Consider the following 17800-nt stretch of genomic DNA (forward strand, 5'->3'; position numbering starts at 1 on the left):
ATCGCGGATGGCGAGCCCAACGCCGTGCTGCGGGATCCGAAAGTGGTCGAAGCCTATCTCGGTTCCAAATTTGCCGCCGCTCATGCCGGGGGCGCCGCATGAGCGACGCTCCGAAGCTTCTCGTCTCGCATCTGCAGGCCGGCTACGGCGACGTTCAGGTGCTGTGGGATATTTCGCTCGATGTCAAAGCGGGTGAGCTGGTCTGCCTGATCGGTTCTAACGGCGCCGGCAAGACCACGTTTCTGCGTTGTGTGTCCGGAATCGTCAAAGCCACGTCGGGCACCATCGCGATCGACGGCCGCGACATGACGAATGCGCAGCCAGCAGATCTCGTCCGAGCCGGCGTTGCGCATGTGCCCGAGGGACGCCGCCTGTTCTCTGCGATGAGCGTGCGCGACAACCTCCTGATGGGGGCCTATCTGCGTGACGACAAGGAGGCGGTCGCCGCCGACCTCGAGCGCGTCTACACCATGTTTCCGATCCTCGCGGACCGGCGGCGGCAGGATGCCGGCACGCTGTCCGGCGGCGAACAGCAGATGTGCGCCATCGGCCGCGGTTTGATGGCTGCACCCAGCCTTCTGTTGATCGACGAATTATCGCTCGGCCTCGCGCCGCGCGCGGTCGAGCTGCTGATCGAACGTCTGCGCGACATCAATCGCAGCGGCGTCGCGATCCTTCTCGTCGAGCAGGACGTGATGAACGCGCTCGAACTTGCCGACCGCGGATACGTCATCAATCGCGGCCAGGTCAGCATGTCGGGCGCATCGTCTGCGCTGCTCGCCGATCCCGCCATCCGCGAAGCCTATATGGGCCTGTGATTTCCAGGGCCCTGATTCCAAAGCATCCTGAGTGAGAGCCGGAGACTGACGACATGAGCACCATCGATTTCGCACCAGGCGGTTATCGATTCATCAAGGGCCCTTTCCAGTATTCGGCTGGTGTCGCAGCGCTGCCGGGCTTCCGGCTGGTGCGCGTAATGTTCCGCAATCCGGTGCCGCTCGACGAGGGCTTTTCGCGCATCGAATCCATCGTCAAGGCCGCGGGACGGCCGCTGACGTCGTTCGCCGCGTGTGAATTGCGCTCACCGGCGCCTTTCACCGATGCCGGCTTCAAGGCCTTCAACGAAGTCTATGTCGGCACGCTGTCGCGCTGGGGCCTCTTTGACGGCGCCACCAATCCGGTCGCGCGCAGCAATGTCTGTCCGGAGATTCACAAGCCGACTTCACCGTCATTCCACGCCTTCACCTATACCGAGCCCGGCGATGCACCGAACAAATCCGTCGTGGTCGCCGGCAGCGGCGAGGCCGAGGAAGGCCATGCCACCTATCGTGAAAAGCTGATCCGGCCCGGCGACGTCAGCCCCGACGGCCTGCGTGAGAAAGCACGCTGGGTGCTGGGCGAGATGGAGCGCCGGCTCGGCCTCCTCGGTGCGTCCTGGGTGGATACGACCGCGGCGCAGGTCTACACGGTGCATGACCTGCATCCGTTCCTCGCCGACGAGATCGTCAGGCGCGGCGCCGCGCGTTGCGGGCTCACCTGGCATTTTTGTCGGCCGCCGGTGGTCGATCTCGAATATGAGATGGACTGCCGCGCCGTGAGCGATGAGCGCGTGATCTAGAACGCGCGCTTGATCTTGGTCGAGCTAGAGCGCTTTCATGGATGTCAGAGACGATCGCTCCTCGCCGCCTCAATCACATCCAGAACGTGTTCCGGAGTGATTGGCTGCTGGGTGACCACAGCTCCAAGCGGTGACAACGCATCATTCACCGCTCCCCATACGGCGGCCGCTGCGGCGACGGTTCCGGCCTCGCCTACGCCACGCGCACCGAGTTCCGTCTTGCCGATTGGCGTTTCGATATGCGCAACATGGATGTCAGGCATTTCGCCCGCCATCGGCACCAGATAATCCGCCAGCGTTCCGTTCCCGAGCTGCGCGTCTTCGTTGTAGATGCACTCCTCGTATAGCGCCGCGCCGATGCCCTGCACGACGCCCCCGCGGATCTGCTCGTCCACCAGCAGCGGATTGATCACGGTGCCGCAATCGTCGACCACCCAGAAGCCGAGCAGCTTGATCGTGCCAAGTCCGGGATCGACTTCGACGTGGGCGGCCTGCACGCCGTTTGATGCGAAATACGGCAGGTCGCGCGAGGTGTAACGCTCGGTGATGTCGAGGGACGGAAGCTCGTCCAGCGGGATGGTGTGCGACCTGAAATGAGCCGCTGCAGCGACATCCGCGAGCGAGAGCTGCGCGAGACCCGCGGCATTGACAATCATCCCGGCCTCGATGCGCAGCCTGTCAGGCTGCGTTTGCAGGATTGATCCGGAGATCGCGAGGATGCTCGTACGGAGTTGACGCGCAGCACGCAGCGCGGATTCTCCGCCAAGCGCCGTTCCACGAGACGCCCACGCCCCGCCGCCAAACGGCGCTGCCGTCGTGTCCCCGGATACGATGTCTACGGCGTCAATGCCGACGCCTAGGGTCGTGCCGACGATCTGCCGCAACGCAGTCAGTGTCCCCTGGCCCTGATCCGTCACGCTTGTCGCGCACCGGATCTCGCCATTCGGCTCAAGCGAGAGCCGGCAGGTCTCGTGCGCCGAGACCCGAACATCCAGGGGACCATAAAGCTGCGGGCCGACGCCGGTCTGCTCGATGAAGGCCGCGAGACCGATGCCGCGATAGATGCTCCTGCCGCGAAGCGCGTCCCGCTCGCCGCGCAGCGCATCGTAATTCATCAGCGACAGCAGCCTGTCATGGCAGCGATCGAGCGACATTTCGCTGAGCGCGGTCCCTGCAATGCTACGCGACAGCTGCTCGCCGGACCGCGCATAGTTGCGACGCCGCATCGCCGCGGGATCGAGCCCGAGAGCGCGCGCGGCGAGATCGATGAGCTGCTCGGTCACTGTGCATGCAATCGGCTGGCCAACCGCGCGGAGAACGCCGCTGGGAGTCTTGTTCTGGAAATAGCTGCGCAGGTTGCCGCTGAACGCGCCGAGTCGATAAGGCGCCGCCGACATGTGGACCGACTGCAGCCCTTCTCCGAGGCTGCCGCGCGGATAGGAGGAGTACGCTCCCATGCCGTGCAACACCGAGATGTCCATCGCCTGCATCGTGCCATGAACGTCGACCGCCAGCCTGGCTTTGACCTTCATCTCGCGCGCGTGAACGTCGCTGACGAAAGATTCCAGCCGGTCGGCAACAAACTTCACCGGACGCCCGAGCAGAATTGCGATCGCGGCGACCGCCATCTCGTCGGGATAGGCCGAAAGCTTCATGCCGAACGCGCCGCCGATGTCAGGCACGATGACCTGCACGTTGGCGAACGGGAGATCGAACTGCGCAGCGAAGATGTCACGCATCTGGTTCGGCACCTGATGCGAGTGATGGACTGTGAGCTTGCGCAAACGCGCGTCGAAATCGGCAAGAATGGAGCGTGGCTCCAGCGTGACACCGGTCTGGCGGCCGAAGGTGAAGTCGTGCTCGACCACGAGGTCAGCCGCGGCGAAAGCCGCGGCCGGATCGCCCGCGGAGAAATCGTGCGCGAACCCGAGATTGCCCGGAAGCGCGCTGTTGACCTTGTCGGCCTTAGGGCGCGCCGAGGCCTCCGGCGAACCGACGGCCGGCAACTCGCCCCACTCGATCACGATGCGTTCGACCGCGTCTTCGGCCTGGGCGCGGCTGGCCGCAACCACGGCAGCCACCGGTTCTCCCTGCCACGTCACCTCATTGCGGGCGAGCGGGAATTGCGGGGGCGAAACATGGTTCGGCAACGCCGCGAGCCTCGTCTGCCAGGGCTTGCAGACGCGTTCGAGGTCGGTCGCAGTCACCACGGCGATAACGCCCGGCGACGATGCCGCGGCGGCAACGTCTATCGCTTCGATCGTCGCATGGGCATGCGGGCTCCGGAGAAAGGCTACATGCCCGGCATTTGCGGAAATGTCATCGGTGTACCGCCCGCGTCCCTCCACGAGACGGCGTGCTTCGGGGCGCGCAACACGTGCACCGACGAGTCCCTCGACCTTTGTCACGACGCCGTCTCCGCTCGGCGGAGCATCACCGCCTCGATGGCATCGACGATTGCCTGATAGCCGGTGCAGCGACAATAATTTCCGGAAAGCCCATCACGGATCGCCTCCCGTGAAAGCTTTGGGCCACGCAGCATCTCGGCAGCGGTGGCCAGCATGCCCGGCGTGCAATAGCCGCATTGGAGCGCATTGCGCCGGACAAACTCCTCCTGCAGGTCGGCAATAGCGCCGCTTGCGGTCAGGCCTTCAACGGTGTCGACCCGACACCCGTCGGCCTGCACCGCGAGCATCAAACAGCTCCGCACCGAGCGCCCGTCGACCATGACGTTGCAAGCGCCGCAGACGCCATGCTCACATCCGATATGCGTCCCGGTCTTGCCCAGCGTGTGCCGGATGAAATCGCCGAGATGCGTGCGCGCGTCGACCTGCGCTGCGACAGGGGCGCCATTGAGGACGAGCGCGACGGCGTGCATCTCGTCAAGCGTATCAGACATTGGCGGCCGCCCGGAATTCGGCAAAGGCACGACGCAGCAATTCCGCAGCCTGACGCCGCTTGGTCTCGGGTCGCCCCTGATGATTGTCGATCGGGTCAAGCTCGGCGGCGATGGCATGAGCCATGTCAGCCAGCGCAGCGTCTGGCGTATGCGGCGCGATGCTCATATCAGAGGTAACCGATGACAGGAGCGGCGTCGGCTCGGAGCCAAACACCACGGCTTCGATGTTCCCGATGCGGCCGCTGCGCGCCTGCCCCTTCACCGCGATGCCAACGATGGCGAAATCACCGTGCCGGCGGCTCAGTTCCTGAAAGTGAAAGCATTCGTCCCCGGCGGCGCCGGGAAACGTGACGCCAGTGATCATTTCCTCGTCGCCGCGGTCAGTTGTGTAAAGATCCTGGAAGAAGTCGCGGGCAGCCACGTCACGTGCGCCGACGCGGCTGTTCAAATGGATCGTCGCATTGAGGAGTACGGCGACCGCCGGCATTTCGGCAGCCGGATCGGCGAGAGCAAGGCTGCCGCAGGTGGTACCACGGTTGCGCACAGCCATATGCGCGACATGGACCATCGCCGACGCCACCAGTGGCACGTGGCTCGCAATCAGACCGGACTCCGCGACCTCACGGTGACGCACCAAGGCGCCGACGCGAATCCCGTCGCCACGTTTCGCAATGCCTTGCAATTGCACGAGACGGTTGATGTCGACCAGCACGCCGGGCGAGGACAGCCGCATGTTGAGCGTCGGCATCAGGCTCTGCCCCCCCGCGAGCACCTGCGCCTCGCCCGCATGCTCTGCGAGAAGCGCGAGCGCCTCCTCGAGAGCATCGGGACGGCGGTACAGAAACCTCGGGGCCTTCATCGCGGGCCTGTCTAATCCGGCACGAAGCTCGTGACAATCTGCGGGAACAGGAAGATTAACACCATCATCGCGATCGTCAGCCAGACGTACGGGATCGCAGCGCGATAGATCATGCCGATGCCGATGTGCGGCGGCGCGACACCCTTGAGCACGAAGAGCAGCAACCCGAATGGCGGCGTAAGCAGTCCAATCTGCATGCACAGCAGATAAAGAATGCCAAACCAGACCAGATCCACCCCCATCGCCTTCAGCAGCGGCATATAGAAGGGCAAGGTGATCATCATGATGCTGGTCTGATCGATGAAGAAACCCAGGAAGATCAGCACGGCCAGCATGCCGATCATGACCACGTTCGGGGTAAGCTGCGCCTCCTCGATCAAAGCGACGAGCCCGGCTGTCGCACCCGAAAAGCTGAGCAACTGAGCGAAGGTCGTCGCCCCGACGATGATGAACAGGAGCGAGCCCGAGATTGAGACCGTCCCGAGGAACGACTTCCAGAGATTTTTGAGCGTCAGCGCGCGGTAGCAGCCGGCGAGTATGATGGTGCCGAGCGCGCCCAGCGCCGAAGACTCGGTCGGCGTAGCCCAGCCTTCGGTCATGCTGATGACGACGACGGCAAAGATCAGGATCAGTGGCGCGACGGTGACGACGAAATTGAGCCACGGCCGATCGAGCTTGACACCTTCGTCATCGGAGACCGGCGCCAGTTCCGGATTGATCCAGCAGCGCAGCACCACATAGCCGATGAAGAGCGCGGCGAGGATCAGTCCCGGCACGATACCGCCGACCAGAAGCCCGGTGATGGAAATGCCGCCGAGGCTGCCCAGCAACACGGCAAGGCCGGACGGGGGGATCAGAATGTCGACGCCGCCGATTGCGAGCGTCGGTCCCATGGCGGTTCTCGGTTCGTAACCGCGGGCCAGCATCTGCGGCAGCAGCAACGAGCCCAGCATTGCGGTCGTGGCGATGGTCGAGCCGGAGATCGCCGAAAAGATCGTGCCGGCAACAAGTGTCACCACCGCGAGCCGTCCGGGCACACGCTTGATCACGGCGTCGACGGCGTCCACGGACTTCATGGCGAGGCCGGTATGGAACAGCACCTCGCCCATCAGGACGAACAGCGGGATCGGCACGAGCGAGAATTGCGCGACCGAGACCTGTTCGTTGCGCACCATCTGCTCGAGGCCAGGAAGGCCGCCGAAGATAAGATAGGAGCCGCCGATGTTGATGAGGAAGAAGACGAACGCGACCGGAAGAGCCGCCAGGAGCAACAGCACCTTGGCGGAGAACATGATCGCGAGAATGGAAACCCAACTCACGGCATCTCCTCGGGCCGGATTCCCGGGACGCCCTCAGCGGACAACGGCGCGGCAGCGTCCGGCTTACGGATCAGCGCGATCAGCAATTCGAGTGCCTGAACGAACAAGACCAGGAAAGACAACGGAATGATCCAGTCCAGCCACCACTGCGGGAAGATGAGATCCTTGAAGACCAAGGTTCCCTCCCGATAGCTCCGCACCAGCAGGATTGTTGCGATCACTGTGGTGATTGCAGAGATCGCCATAACCACCGTGAGAACACCGCGTTCGACCGTGCGCGCCGTGGCGGGATCGAGCCGCGCAATGACGAGGTCGACGCGGATGTGCTCATTGGTGCGAAGTAGATAGGGCGCCACGAAGAACGTCGCCGCGAACAGCGCGTACTCGGTGAGCTCGATCAGGCCGATGATCGAAGCGAACCCAAGCATGCGCAGGATCACTTCCGCGCTGATCGAGACGACCATCGCCGCGATAAGAAGAACGGCCAGACCGCACAGGATGTGCACGAGCCAGCCGTTCAACCGAAACAGAACGCTCATATCAACACGCCGTATGGTGTGTCAGGCGCGACCCTCATTTCTTGGTCAGGAGCGGCTGCAGCTTGCCGATCGAGTCCGGGCTGAGCTTCTTCAGATCTTCCCAGTAGAGATCAACCGCGATCTTTTTCCATTCCGGACCGAAATCGATCGTCTTGACCCCGCGCTTGTCCATGTTCTCCAGCGCGGCCTTGGTGGTCTTCGCCGTGTAGTCGAGAACGTCCTTCTCGAACCAGACCGCGGCATCATCGAGCACCTTGCGCTGGGCCGGCGTCAGTTTGTCGTAAGCAGTCTTGTTCATCAGGATATTGACTACGACATTGTAGAAGCCGGGGTCGATCCGCGCCTTGGTCAGCTTGTCCCAGCCGAAATCGTCGATACCCCAGAGCGGATAGCCGTAGCCCTGAACGACACCACGCTCCAGCGCGGTAAACACTTCCGTCGGAGCGATGTTCACGCTCGCGATATTGTATTTCTTGAAAATCGCGGCGTAGTTCGGCTGACCGCGGAACCGCATCCCATTGAGGTCGTCGGGCTTCGAGACAGGCAAATCCTTCGTCAGATAGAGATGGAACGGCACGCCCATCCCATATGTGGTGAGATAGACCGCGTTCATGCGGTCGTTGGCGATCTTGTTGAGCATGGCATAGGCGCCGGATGCGCGCTGCTCGGCGACCGTCATGTCCGAGAGGATCTGCGCGTCGCCCTCGATCATGTTGCTCTTGTAATAGGCCGGCGGGATCGAAGCGATGTCGAGGACACCGGACTTCACCGCGTCAGCCTGGTTGTTCGCGGGCACCGCTTCCGGACCGCCGACGATGCGAATCTGGAGGACACCCTTGCCGGTTTCGTTGACGCGGTCGACGAACCGCTTGAACGGGATGCCGTAGGTGGTTGTCGGCGGCACAAACACCGCGGCCTTAAGCGTGGTTTCCTGTGCACCGACAAGCGACGGAGTTGCGAGGAGCAGAGAGGCTCCGGCAAGACCTGCAGATACGAAGCGAAAAAGTGCGCGACAATCGCTCATCGCAGGCATGGAGACCCTCCTTTGATTTAAATCAGCTCCATAACCGAAGGATGTTCGGTTATGCTGATATCGTCAAGCCGGGTCAGGCATCCCTCACTGATTTCATTTCTAGCAAACCACCTTGATTTGCGCCGAAAAAAACAGCAGTGCCTGGACTGAGCCGCAGCTGCCAATGGTGCAGGCCGATATAAAAGCGCTGTAAATGAACGAGAAACGCTGCCTCGCCGCTGCTGGAGGCAGCTTATCAACTGCGCCCATGAAAGGGCTGACATGCTGCACCGCAGCGTTACCCGTCCTTTGACAAGCACGCCCGTGTCAAAACCGAATGACGTTCGATTTGGGCTGGCGCGATCACGACGCTTGTTTTAACGTTGGTTCTAACAAGACCAAAGCGCTGAGACACAGGAGACCGCGAATGGCCAAGCTTCGTCACGTCGCCATCCAGGTGCCGGACCTGGAAAAGGCTGCCGCCTTCTATGAAAACGTGTTCGATCTGAAGCGTGTTTCGAAGGTCGATAGCCCGATCGGCAATGCCATCTCATTGTCGGATGGCGTCATGAACCTGACCCTCCTGCATTTCCCCGAAGGCACCAAGGGCGGCAAAGGCGGTCCGGACTGGGCCGGCCTCCATCACATTGGCTTCGTCGTGGACGACGAAACGAAGACCGGCGAGAAGATCAAGGAATATGGCGGCGAGTTCTTCATGCAACTGCCAAGCTATCCGGGTGTCGATGCCGAGAAGAAGTACAAGGATGTTAACGGCATCGTCTTCGATGTTGCCGAGCACGACTGGCGGCAGGCCTAAAGTCCGATGCGAATCGTTGCGGTGCACGAGCGGACGATTCCGCTTGCGGCCGCAAGCCGCAACGCCAGCATCAGCTTCGATACGATGACGGCGACCGCGGTGGCCGTCGTTACCGACGCGACGATAAATGGCAAGCCGCTCATCGGCCTCGCCTTTGACTCGGTCGGCCGCTACGGCCATGGCGGCCTGCTGCGCGAGCGCTTCATTCCACGCCTGCTCGCGGCCGAGCCCAGCGACTATTCCGACGACGACCATGGCGGAATAGATCCGGACAAGGTCTGGGCCATCGTGATGCGAAACGAAAAGCCGGGGGGCCACGGTGAACGCCCGGGCGCGATCGGCCTCATCGATGCCGCGGTGTTCGATCTTGCCGCAAAGCAAAAGGGTCTGCCGTTGTGGGCCTATCTGGCCGAGCGCTACGGGCACACCGCAGAAAGCCGGGTCGATATTTACGTGAGTGGCGGCCATTATCGTGCAACTGACGATATCGGCCAGTTGCGCGAGGACATCCGCCGCGCGACCGCGCGCGGCCATCGCCGCTTCAAGATCAAGATCGGTGGCATCCCCATTGCCGATGACGTCCGGCGGATCGAGTCGGTTCTGGGCATTCTCGAACCGGGAATGTCCCTTGCGGTTGACGGCAACGGCACATTCTCGCGCGAGACCGCTTTCGCCTATGCTGAAGCGCTTTCGAACCTCCCGCTTGCCTGGATCGAAGAGCCGGTGCACCCGCTCGACTACGACCTGCATCGCGAATTGGCGGAGCGTTTCGCGTCCCCGATCGCAACCGGCGAAAATCTCTTCTCGGCCGACGATGCGCGCAATCTGCTGCGTCATGGCGGACTGCGGCCGGACCGCGACATCCTTCAGTTCGATATATCGCTGAGCTACGGGATCGTCGAATACCGGCGGATCCTCGACACCATGGCCCAGCATGGCTGGCGCCGTGCGCAATGCGCGCCGCATGCCGGCCACCTGCTTGCGCTGAATGTGGTGGCAGGCCTTGGATTGGGTTGCGCGGAAATCGCGATCGACGAGGCCGGGCTTTTCGGCAAGCTGACATCGGCCATTCCCGTGGCAGAGGGGCGCGCGACCTTGCCCGACCATCCGGGAACGGGCCTCGAAGCCTCGCCGGTATTCGCCGAGATTTTCTCCAGCGTACTGCAATAACGCGAGTGGTGGGCTGAGCAGAAAGAGTGGCGCCGGTGGCAAAAGCGAATTATATTCGTGTTTGATCCTGGCCGGGTCGGAGCCACGTGGAGAGCAGACAGGGACCGATGGCATGAACCAGATCATGGGCGAACCGCAGGGCGTCGACTTTCCGATCTCGGCGGAGGAGATACGCGGGCTCGTCCAGCCCAATCATGTGCACCGGCGCGCCTACTCCGATCCGGCAATCTTTGCGCTCGAACAGGAGCGCATCTTTGGCCGGCTCTGGATCTATGTCGCGCATGAGAGCCAGCTGAAGAATCCCGGCGATTTCATCCGCACCCGCCTTTCCAAATTCGAAGTGCTGGTAACGCGCCATCACGATGGCAACATATACGTCCTTCATAACCGATGTCCGCATCGCGGCGCGCGCCTTTGCATGGTCGATCAGGGCTCCAACCGCGCCTTCAGTTGCCCCTATCACGCGTGGGTTTTTCGCCCCGATGGCTCGCTCGCCTCGGTGCCGCACCCGAAAAGCTATCCGGCCGATTTCGACATCGCCGATCGGCGGAACCACATGCAGCGGATTGCGAATGTGCAGAGCTATCGCGGCTTCGTCTTCGCGAATCTCTCCGACAATCCGCCGCCGCTGATCGAGCATCTCGGACCGATGACGGACGTGATCGACAATCTCATCGATCGCGCGCCCGACGGCGAGGTCGAAATGTCAGAGTCCAGTTTCGCGCTCGAATATCGCGGAAACTGGAAGCTGCATATGGAAAATGCCGCCGACATTTTCCATCCGACCTTCGTGCATTCGTCGTCGGTCATGCCCGCGCGCCGCGCGCCGGCCAATGCGTCGATTCTCGACCAGGACCAGACCCGCGAGATGCTGATGGCCAACGGCTTCGGCTTCAAGGAGTGGGAAGGCATCCAGCTGAAAGGTCTGGATAGCGGCCACACCTACATGACGGCCTTTTACGACAGCGGCGTGCTGTCGCGGCAAAGCGAGGATCCGGTCTCGATCGAATACCGGCGTCGGCTCGCCGAGAAAATCGGCGAGGAACGAGCCGCGCAGGTGATCGGCATGAACCGGTTCAACAACATCATCTATCCGAACCTGATCATCAACGCTCAGTATCAGCAGATGCGCATCGCCATCCCGCTGTCGGTCGACCGCACGCTTGTCCGCATCCAGTGCTTCCGGCTGAAAGGTGCGCCGGACGGCATCTTCCACCGCGCGGTACGCTTCATCAGTAATCTCGGCTCGCCGGCCTCAATGATTTTCTCCGATGACGTCGAGATGCTGGAGCGCTGTCAGAGCGGGCTCAAGACGGACACCGGTCCCTGGATCGACTTCTCGCGCGGCCTGGACAGCGACGACAAGGGGGCGGACGGCAGTGTCTCCGGTGCCGCGAGCGAAATGCCGATGCGCGTGCAGTTCAACGCGTGGGTAAGACACATGACCACCGAGGCCGCCTGATGCTGCCCTACCAAACCCTGCGCGAAATCGAATTGTTCGTCTTCAAGGAAGCGCGCCTGCTCGACGAAGGCGAATTCGAAGCCTGGCTGGACCTCTACGCGCCGCAAGGCATCTACTGGATGCCAAGCAAGCCCGGGCAGACCGATCCGTTGAATGTCGCGTCAATCATCTACGAAGATCATGCCATCCTTGCGATCCGGGTGCAGCGCCTGCTCGAGGCCCGCGCCCTGGTGCTCACGCCGATGCCCCGGACCGTGCATATGGTCAGCAATATCGAGGTGCTGAACGGTGAGGCGGATTCGCAGGAATTCGAGGTGGGTTCCGCATTTCTTTGCACCGAGATCCAGGGTGAGCGGCATCGCATTTACACCGGCCGTCAAGTCCACCATATTGCCCGCGATGGCGACTCGTTCCGCATTCGCCGCAAGCGCGTTGCGTTGATGAATTGCGATGGCGTGCATGCGCCCATGACAATTCCGATCTAGTGACAATTCCGATCTGATAACGATCCCGACCTAGAGCGACTTTCGACGGATAGAGCCTTGGTTCAGGTCAAGAAGGAAACCGTCCGAAACGCCATTCTCGATGCGGCGCGCGACCTGTTCTCCGAGGGCGGCTATCATCGCACGACGCTGCTCGACATCGCTCAGCGCGCCGGCACAGGCGTCAGTAGCCTCTATTCCTATTTTCCGTCGAAACTGCATCTCCTGTATGCCGTGGTGGAGCCATGGCAGAAGGAGTGCATATGGCGTCTCGAGGCCAACGTACGGAAAGTCGATGAGCCACGCGAAAAGCTGCGCGCGATCCTGCTCGGCATATGGCGCGACATTCCGATGGAGAATATCGGCCTCGCCAACAGCCTGATGGAGGCGCTGGCCTCCGCCGACCCGGGCGAAAAGAAGCCCTCTCCGCTTCTGGGATGGGCCGAGCAACGGCTGCGGATGATGCTGGAGAGCGCGGTCCCGGCGCGGGCCGGTCGCGCGGTCGATTACGACCTGCTGTCACACCTGTTTCTGATGGCCTATGACGGCTTCGTCATCAATCGCAGGCTCGACGACCTGCGCGACATCGAAAAGCTGGTCGAGAGTGTCTGCGAGATGTTGCTGCCCTCGACCCAGCCGGAGCGGACGCTGGATAACAGTCCTCTTTCACACACAGGCTCAAAAGTCGTGCGCTCAAGACGCAGACGAGCGGATCAGCCGGACGAGAAGGCGTAATTCGCCAACATCAAGTCGTGCGTCTTCGATCAGAAGACCCGCCGCACCGGTCAAACAAATCCGCGCTTGAAATGTTTTGCCATTAGCGGGGGCACGTTCGCTTCTCATTTTTGCCCGCGCTGGTGACAACTCGTCGCCTTACTGGCGCGTCGAACAGTGCGCATCGAACCAGTCTCTGGACTCTGCGTGCAGCGATAACAGCGTAAAATACAGGGTAAAACGCCGAAAATTCCGATGGAGACGCCCAGAAAGGCGAGAAGCTCCGATTTGACGGGCATTTCTGAGCTTTTTCCCTGTGAAAAAGAACAGGGATGGATTTTACGGATCAGGCTACTTTCGCGAGAATATCAGGGAAGACTTCCCTGTATTTGATTCGCGATTTCTGTCGGTCCGCGTCGCTTCGGGACCTCGTCCGTGGAGGTCACCGTGGGCACGCTTGCCATCAAATATAAAGACCCTCGGAAGCTCAAGCCGCGGGCGAAAAATCCTCGGACGCACACTCCTCGCCAAATCAAGCAGATCGCCGCCAGCATCCAGGAATTCGGATTCATCAATCCGGTGTTAGTTGATGGGTCTGACGGGATCGTTGCCGGCCACGCCCGGGTCGAGGCGGCAACTTCCGTGGGTATGACAGATGTCCCCACGGTACGGGTCGATCACCTCTCCCCTGCCCAAATCCGCGCATACGTGATCGCAGACAACCGGCTCGCCGAAAAAGCCGGCTGGTGGGTTTGGCCGCGGTTCCGCGCTCGAACTGGCTGCGCACGGGGCAAATGTGGTCCTCGCTGCCCGCCGGACGGGCCTGTTGGATGATCTTGCGAGCGAGATCACCCAGGAGGGCGGAAACGCGCTCGCTCACGGCGTAGACGTGAGCAAGCCCGAAGATATTCAGAAACTGAAAGAAGCTGCGATCGTCAGATTCGGAACGGTCGATGTCTGGATCAACAACGTGGGTGTCGGCGCGCTCGGCTTCTTCTGGGACATTCCGCTCGAAGATCATGCGCGCCTGATCGATGTGAATCTGAAGGGCCTTATTTACGGGGCGCATGCTGCCCTCGATATATTCTGCAGGCAGGGCTACGGCACTCTGGTGAATGTCGGCTCGATCGACAGTGAAATGCCGCTAGCGTATCAGGCAGTCTACGCCTCCTCGAAAGCTGCCGTCCTGAGTTTGAGCCGGTCGCTCAATGAAGAGTTGCGCCTTGCGGGCCAGGAAAACATCAAATGCGCCACGATCATGCCGTGGGCGGTCGATACGCCCTGGTGGACGCATGCCGCCAACTACACAGGCCATCAACCCCGTATGGCGGCGATGGACGATCCGAAGATCGTCGTCGACGCCATCGTACGAGCCTGCACCGATCCCAAGGAAGAAATGCCGGTCGGTCCCAAAGCTCACGCTTCGAACATTTCTCATCACATCTTCCCCGACCTGACCGAGCGGCTCTCGGCGAATATCGCCGACCGCGAAGTGAAGAAGGCGTGGGACGCGCCGCCAACGACCGGCAGCCTGTACGAGCCGATGGCCGAAGGCGCAACGGTCGGCGGCGGTATCAGGGAACGAATGAAGCTGGAAGATTCAAGCGCACCGGCCTCGGCAAAAACGTAGGCTCCGAAATTGCGAGCCTAGATACTAGGGTCCAGACTCATTAGAGCCACCATACGAGAGCCGCTGCAAGGCAGACGGAGGCGAGGTAGTTTCGAGCTAGCCTGTCGTAACGCGTAGCAATACGCCTGAAGTCCTTTAGCCTGTTGAAGGCGTTCTCGATCCTGTTCCGGGGCGCCGGCTTCGCCGTCGTGTGGCCGCAATTCCTGGCACTCGCCGAGATCGGCGCGGCTCTCTTTGTTTTGCCCTTGTTAGGATCCGAAAGACGATCCGCGACGGCGGGTAACTTCTCCGTTTCAATCCCTCGCGCTCGCTACGGGTTAAACGTGCATCTTCGCCCTTACTGCTCGTTGCGCGCACAGGCGATGCACAGCGCCGCCTCCGGCCGCGCCTTGAGCCGCTCGGGAGCGATCACCGCTCCGCACCGGACACACTGGCCGTATGTTCCGTCCTCAATTCGCGTCAAGGCGCGCGTAACCGATACGATCTCGCGCGCGACGAGGGCGGCCTGGCCCCGGAGCGAGTCGTCGTCTTCCATTTCGACGGCTTGTTCGGACGCGTCCCGATCCAGCGGCTGGGCCAAATCCTCGACAATACGGCTCTGCCGTGTCTTGAGTTCCGCAAGCTGCGACTCAAGACTCTTTCTTGCGGCGGCAGTATCGGCCATGGAACAGTCTCCCTTGATCGTCGAGGCAGCGCGTAACCTAAACTGCTTTTATTTCCGGCAACGCGCGCAACGCAATTTTGCTCAACTCCCGCAGCCACAGCGCCGAGCTTGCGACCGCGGCACAGAATAGCCAGTCCGTCAGGCCAAGATCAACGGTTGAGAATGCCTCCTGCAGGAACGGAGTGTAGATTACACACACATGCAGCATGATCGATAGCGCGATTGCGGCCCAGACCCAGCCGTTGCTGAACATCTCAACGAACGCGCTGCGATCATCCGAGCGCGCATTGAAGACGTTGAAGAGCTGATACATCACGAGCGTCGTAAACGCCATGGTCCGGCCATAGTCGACGGTGCCGGCGCCTTCGATCATCCCGCCAGGCAGGCACGCGTCAAGAACGAGCAAGGTGCCGATCGCCATGATCGCCCCGACGAAAATGATCCCGCCCCACATGCGTCGCGTAAGCACGCCTTCACCTCGAGGGCGCGGCGGTTGGCGCATCACGTTAGCGTCAGCGGGATCGACGCCGATGGCAAGCGCCGGTGCGCCATCCGTGACAAGATTGATCCAGAGAATCTGCGTCGCAAGCAGAGGAAGCACGAGACCGCCATGCTCCGCGTCCGATAGGCCGAGCGTTCCCGCGAGCAGAACGCCAAAGAACATCGTCATGACCTCGCCGATATTCGACGACAGCAGATAGCGCAGAAAGCTCCTGATATTGAGAAAAATCGCGCGACCTTCCTCGACTGCGGCGACGATAGTGGCGAAGTTATCGTCCACGAGCACCATATCGGCCGCCTCTTTCGAGACATCCGTTCCGGTGATGCCCATAGCGACGCCAATATCGGCAGCTTTCAGTGCTGGAGCATCGTTGACGCCATCGCCTGTCATCGCGACCGTTTCACCCGAGCGCTGCAAGGCTTCAACGATGCGAAGCTTATGTTCGGGATTGACGCGCGCATAGACCGATACGTTCAAGACGGCGCGATCGAGGTCATCTTTCGACATGGCCTGAATGTCTGCGCCGCTGAGGAATTGGTGTCCCGATCCAATGCCGAGTTCGGCTGCGATGATCGCCGCGGTTTTTGGATGGTCGCCGGTAATCATGATGGAGCGGATGCCGGCGATTTTGGCGCGAGCCACCGCATCCCGCGCTTCCTGGCGGGGCGGATCGATCAGGCCGATCAGGCCGAGGAAGACGAGGTCGTTTTCGAGTTGCTCGCCAAACCTCCGATCGTCTGGCGGAAGCGAGCGGAAGGCTACGCCCAGCGTCCGCAGCGCCTCAGCGGCCAGCGCGTCGTTGCTGGCCATGATTTCCCCCCGGCGTGCATCGGTCAGCGGAACGGCGTCCCGGCCGACAAGCTCGTGCGAGCAATGCGCGAGCAGAACATCGGGCGCGCCCTTGGTCAGGACGATGAAACGCTCCGGCCGCTCTGCGTCTTTATGCACCGTGCTCATCAGCTTGCGTTCGGAGGAGAACGGAATTTCCCCAATGCGAGGGAAGCGCGACTCAAGCGCCTGCGGCGATAGCCCGGCCTTCCGCGCGGCGACGATCAGAGCGCCCTCGGTCGGATCACCCTGCACTACCCATGAACCACCCCGCTCCTGCAACACCGCGTTGCTGGCCCGGTCGGCAGCGGTCAGCGCGCGCGTGAGCTCGAACTGCAATGCGTCTTCGTCGGATGCCCGGTCCACAAAATGGACTTGGCCGCTCGGCGTGTAGCCTGTGCCGGACAGGTTCACGCAGCAGCTTGCTGTCACCACGCGCCGTACCGTCATTTCATTGCGGGTCAGCGTGCCGGTCTTGTCGGAGGCGATGACCGTCGCCGAACCGAGCGTCTCCACGGCCGAGAGACGCCGTATGATCGCGTTCTTCTTCGCCATACGCTGCACACCGATGGAGAGCACCGCAGTGACGATCGCCGGCAGACCTTCCGGAACCGCTGCGACCGCGAGCGCAATGCCGAAGATGAGAACATTGAAGAATTGCGAAACGCTGCGGACCTCGCTGACCAGAACGATCGTACAAATCATCACCACGGCAATGGCGACAACTGTGAGCGCGAGCACCTTGCCGACGCGATCGAGCTCTTTCTGCAGTGGTGTGACGTCGTCTGCCGCCTTTTCAAGAAGATGGGCGATGCGCCCCATCTCGGTCAGCATGCCGGTCGCTGTAACGACGGCCCGGCCATGGCCGTAGACGGCGATCGTCCCGCTGAAAATCATGTTGCGCCGGTCGCCGATCTCCGCGTCGCCCGCGATCGGCGCGACGTCCTTGGAAACCGGCAGGCTCTCTCCGGTAAGTGCGGCTTCCGCTGTCTGCAGCGCGGCGCATTGAACAAGCCTTGCGTCGGCGGGAATGGTGTCGCCTTCCTCCACCAAAATGATGTCGCCGGGCACCACCTCCGTCGCGAGAATGCTTTGCCTCGTAGCATCGCGGACGACAGTTGCACGGGCAGCCGACATGTCGCGCAAGGCGGCGGCCGCCCGTTCCGCGCGCGCTTCCTGGATATAGCCCATGAATGCATTGAGAATGACGATCGCCAGAATCGCGATCGCCTCGTAGGGCAGCGCCGCGGAACTCTCGTAAAGCCAAAGGCCGGCGGAAATCGTG

The 17800-nt window shown here is 61.8% G+C and carries 18 protein-coding genes and 1 pseudogene; 10 read left to right on the forward strand and 9 right to left on the reverse strand.

The window, feature by feature from the left end; all coding sequences use genetic code 11:
* From VNZ93_RS24975 to cnbZ, 3 genes are read left to right on the forward strand one after another with little or no spacing between them, the layout of a single operon-like run.
* Complete coding sequence (locus VNZ93_RS24975) at positions 1 to 102, forward strand: hypothetical protein (RefSeq protein WP_414710133.1); 102 nt, start codon at positions 1 to 3, stop codon at positions 100 to 102.
* Positions 99 to 818, forward strand: coding sequence for an ABC transporter ATP-binding protein (locus VNZ93_RS19700; protein WP_325709130.1), 720 nt, complete (start codon positions 99 to 101; stop codon positions 816 to 818). The genes VNZ93_RS24975 and VNZ93_RS19700 overlap by 4 nt, the downstream gene beginning before the upstream one ends.
* A 53-nt stretch (positions 819 to 871) precedes the next feature.
* A complete protein-coding gene (gene cnbZ, locus VNZ93_RS19705; protein WP_325709133.1) occupies positions 872 to 1618 on the forward strand; it encodes a 2-amino-5-chloromuconate deaminase CnbZ in 747 nt (248 codons plus the stop codon).
* Positions 1619 to 1662: 44 nt separating this feature from the next.
* On the opposite strand, the gene VNZ93_RS19710 is transcribed toward cnbZ, so the two are convergent.
* Genes VNZ93_RS19710 through dctP form a run of 6 tightly spaced genes read right to left on the reverse strand, consistent with a single transcriptional unit; the run spans position 1663 to position 8267 of the window.
* Positions 1663 to 4026, reverse strand: a complete 2364-nt coding sequence (locus tag VNZ93_RS19710; protein ID WP_325709135.1) for a xanthine dehydrogenase family protein molybdopterin-binding subunit — start codon at positions 4024 to 4026, stop codon at positions 1663 to 1665.
* Positions 4023 to 4517 (reverse strand): (2Fe-2S)-binding protein, encoded by a 495-nt coding sequence (locus tag VNZ93_RS19715; RefSeq protein WP_325709138.1) that lies wholly within the window; start codon positions 4515 to 4517, stop codon positions 4023 to 4025. The genes VNZ93_RS19710 and VNZ93_RS19715 overlap by 4 nt, the downstream gene beginning before the upstream one ends.
* The gene (locus VNZ93_RS19720; RefSeq protein ID WP_325709141.1) at positions 4510 to 5376 is read right to left on the reverse strand and encodes an FAD binding domain-containing protein; all 867 of its coding nucleotides are present in this window, start codon (positions 5374 to 5376) and stop codon (positions 4510 to 4512) included. The genes VNZ93_RS19715 and VNZ93_RS19720 overlap by 8 nt, the downstream gene beginning before the upstream one ends.
* Positions 5377 to 5387: 11 nt before the next feature.
* On the reverse strand, positions 5388 to 6695 hold the full coding sequence (locus VNZ93_RS19725; RefSeq protein ID WP_325709144.1) for a TRAP transporter large permease subunit: 1308 nt from the start codon (positions 6693 to 6695) through the stop codon (positions 5388 to 5390).
* Positions 6692 to 7234, reverse strand: a complete 543-nt coding sequence (locus VNZ93_RS19730) for a TRAP transporter small permease (protein WP_325709147.1) — start codon at positions 7232 to 7234, stop codon at positions 6692 to 6694. The genes VNZ93_RS19725 and VNZ93_RS19730 overlap by 4 nt, the downstream gene beginning before the upstream one ends.
* 34 nt (positions 7235 to 7268) lie before the next feature.
* A complete protein-coding gene (dctP, locus tag VNZ93_RS19735; RefSeq protein ID WP_325709150.1) occupies positions 7269 to 8267 on the reverse strand; it encodes a TRAP transporter substrate-binding protein DctP in 999 nt (332 codons plus the stop codon).
* Positions 8268 to 8673: 406 nt separating this feature from the next.
* Between dctP and VNZ93_RS19740 the strand changes: the two genes are divergently transcribed.
* From VNZ93_RS19740 to VNZ93_RS19770, 7 genes are all read left to right on the forward strand, one after another.
* On the forward strand, positions 8674 to 9063 hold the full coding sequence (locus VNZ93_RS19740; RefSeq protein ID WP_325709153.1) for a VOC family protein: 390 nt from the start codon (positions 8674 to 8676) through the stop codon (positions 9061 to 9063).
* 6 nt (positions 9064 to 9069) lie between these two features.
* Positions 9070 to 10233, forward strand: coding sequence for an enolase C-terminal domain-like protein (locus tag VNZ93_RS19745; RefSeq protein ID WP_325709156.1), 1164 nt, complete (start codon positions 9070 to 9072; stop codon positions 10231 to 10233).
* A gap of 112 nt (positions 10234 to 10345) precedes the next feature.
* Entirely contained in the window at positions 10346 to 11695 is a 1350-nt protein-coding gene (locus VNZ93_RS19750; RefSeq protein ID WP_325709158.1) for an aromatic ring-hydroxylating oxygenase subunit alpha, read from the forward strand.
* Positions 11695 to 12180, forward strand: a complete 486-nt coding sequence (locus VNZ93_RS19755) for an aromatic-ring-hydroxylating dioxygenase subunit beta (protein WP_325709160.1) — start codon at positions 11695 to 11697, stop codon at positions 12178 to 12180. Before VNZ93_RS19750 ends, VNZ93_RS19755 begins: the two co-directional genes overlap by 1 nt.
* Before the next feature lie 57 nt (positions 12181 to 12237).
* A complete protein-coding gene (locus VNZ93_RS19760) occupies positions 12238 to 12912 on the forward strand; it encodes a TetR/AcrR family transcriptional regulator (RefSeq protein ID WP_325709163.1) in 675 nt (224 codons plus the stop codon).
* A 426-nt stretch (positions 12913 to 13338) separates the two neighbouring features.
* Positions 13339 to 13725, forward strand: coding sequence for a ParB/Srx family N-terminal domain-containing protein (locus VNZ93_RS19765; protein WP_325709166.1), 387 nt, complete (start codon positions 13339 to 13341; stop codon positions 13723 to 13725).
* Entirely contained in the window at positions 13688 to 14521 is an 834-nt protein-coding gene (locus tag VNZ93_RS19770; RefSeq protein ID WP_325709169.1) for an SDR family NAD(P)-dependent oxidoreductase, read from the forward strand. Before VNZ93_RS19765 ends, VNZ93_RS19770 begins: the two co-directional genes overlap by 38 nt.
* 40 nt (positions 14522 to 14561) lie before the next feature.
* Here the strand turns inward: VNZ93_RS19770 and VNZ93_RS19775 are convergent.
* The 3 genes and pseudogenes from VNZ93_RS19775 to VNZ93_RS19785 form a co-directional block, all read right to left on the reverse strand.
* Positions 14562 to 14690 (reverse strand): annotated as a pseudogene (locus VNZ93_RS19775) (IS5/IS1182 family transposase); the annotation flags it as partial.
* A 168-nt stretch (positions 14691 to 14858) separates the two neighbouring features.
* Positions 14859 to 15185 carry a TraR/DksA family transcriptional regulator gene (locus VNZ93_RS19780; RefSeq protein WP_325709172.1) on the reverse strand — a complete coding sequence of 109 codons (327 nt, stop codon included), beginning with the start codon at positions 15183 to 15185 and terminating at the stop codon, positions 14859 to 14861.
* 37 nt (positions 15186 to 15222) lie between these two features.
* Positions 15223 to 17800, reverse strand: a 2578-nt coding sequence (locus VNZ93_RS19785) for a cation-translocating P-type ATPase (protein ID WP_325709175.1), incomplete at its 5' end; no start/stop codon positions are given.

Origin of the sequence: Pseudorhodoplanes sp. (genome assembly GCF_035565795.1) — a bacterium.
In the GTDB taxonomy this organism is placed as follows: Bacteria; Pseudomonadota; Alphaproteobacteria; order Rhizobiales; family Xanthobacteraceae; genus Pseudorhodoplanes.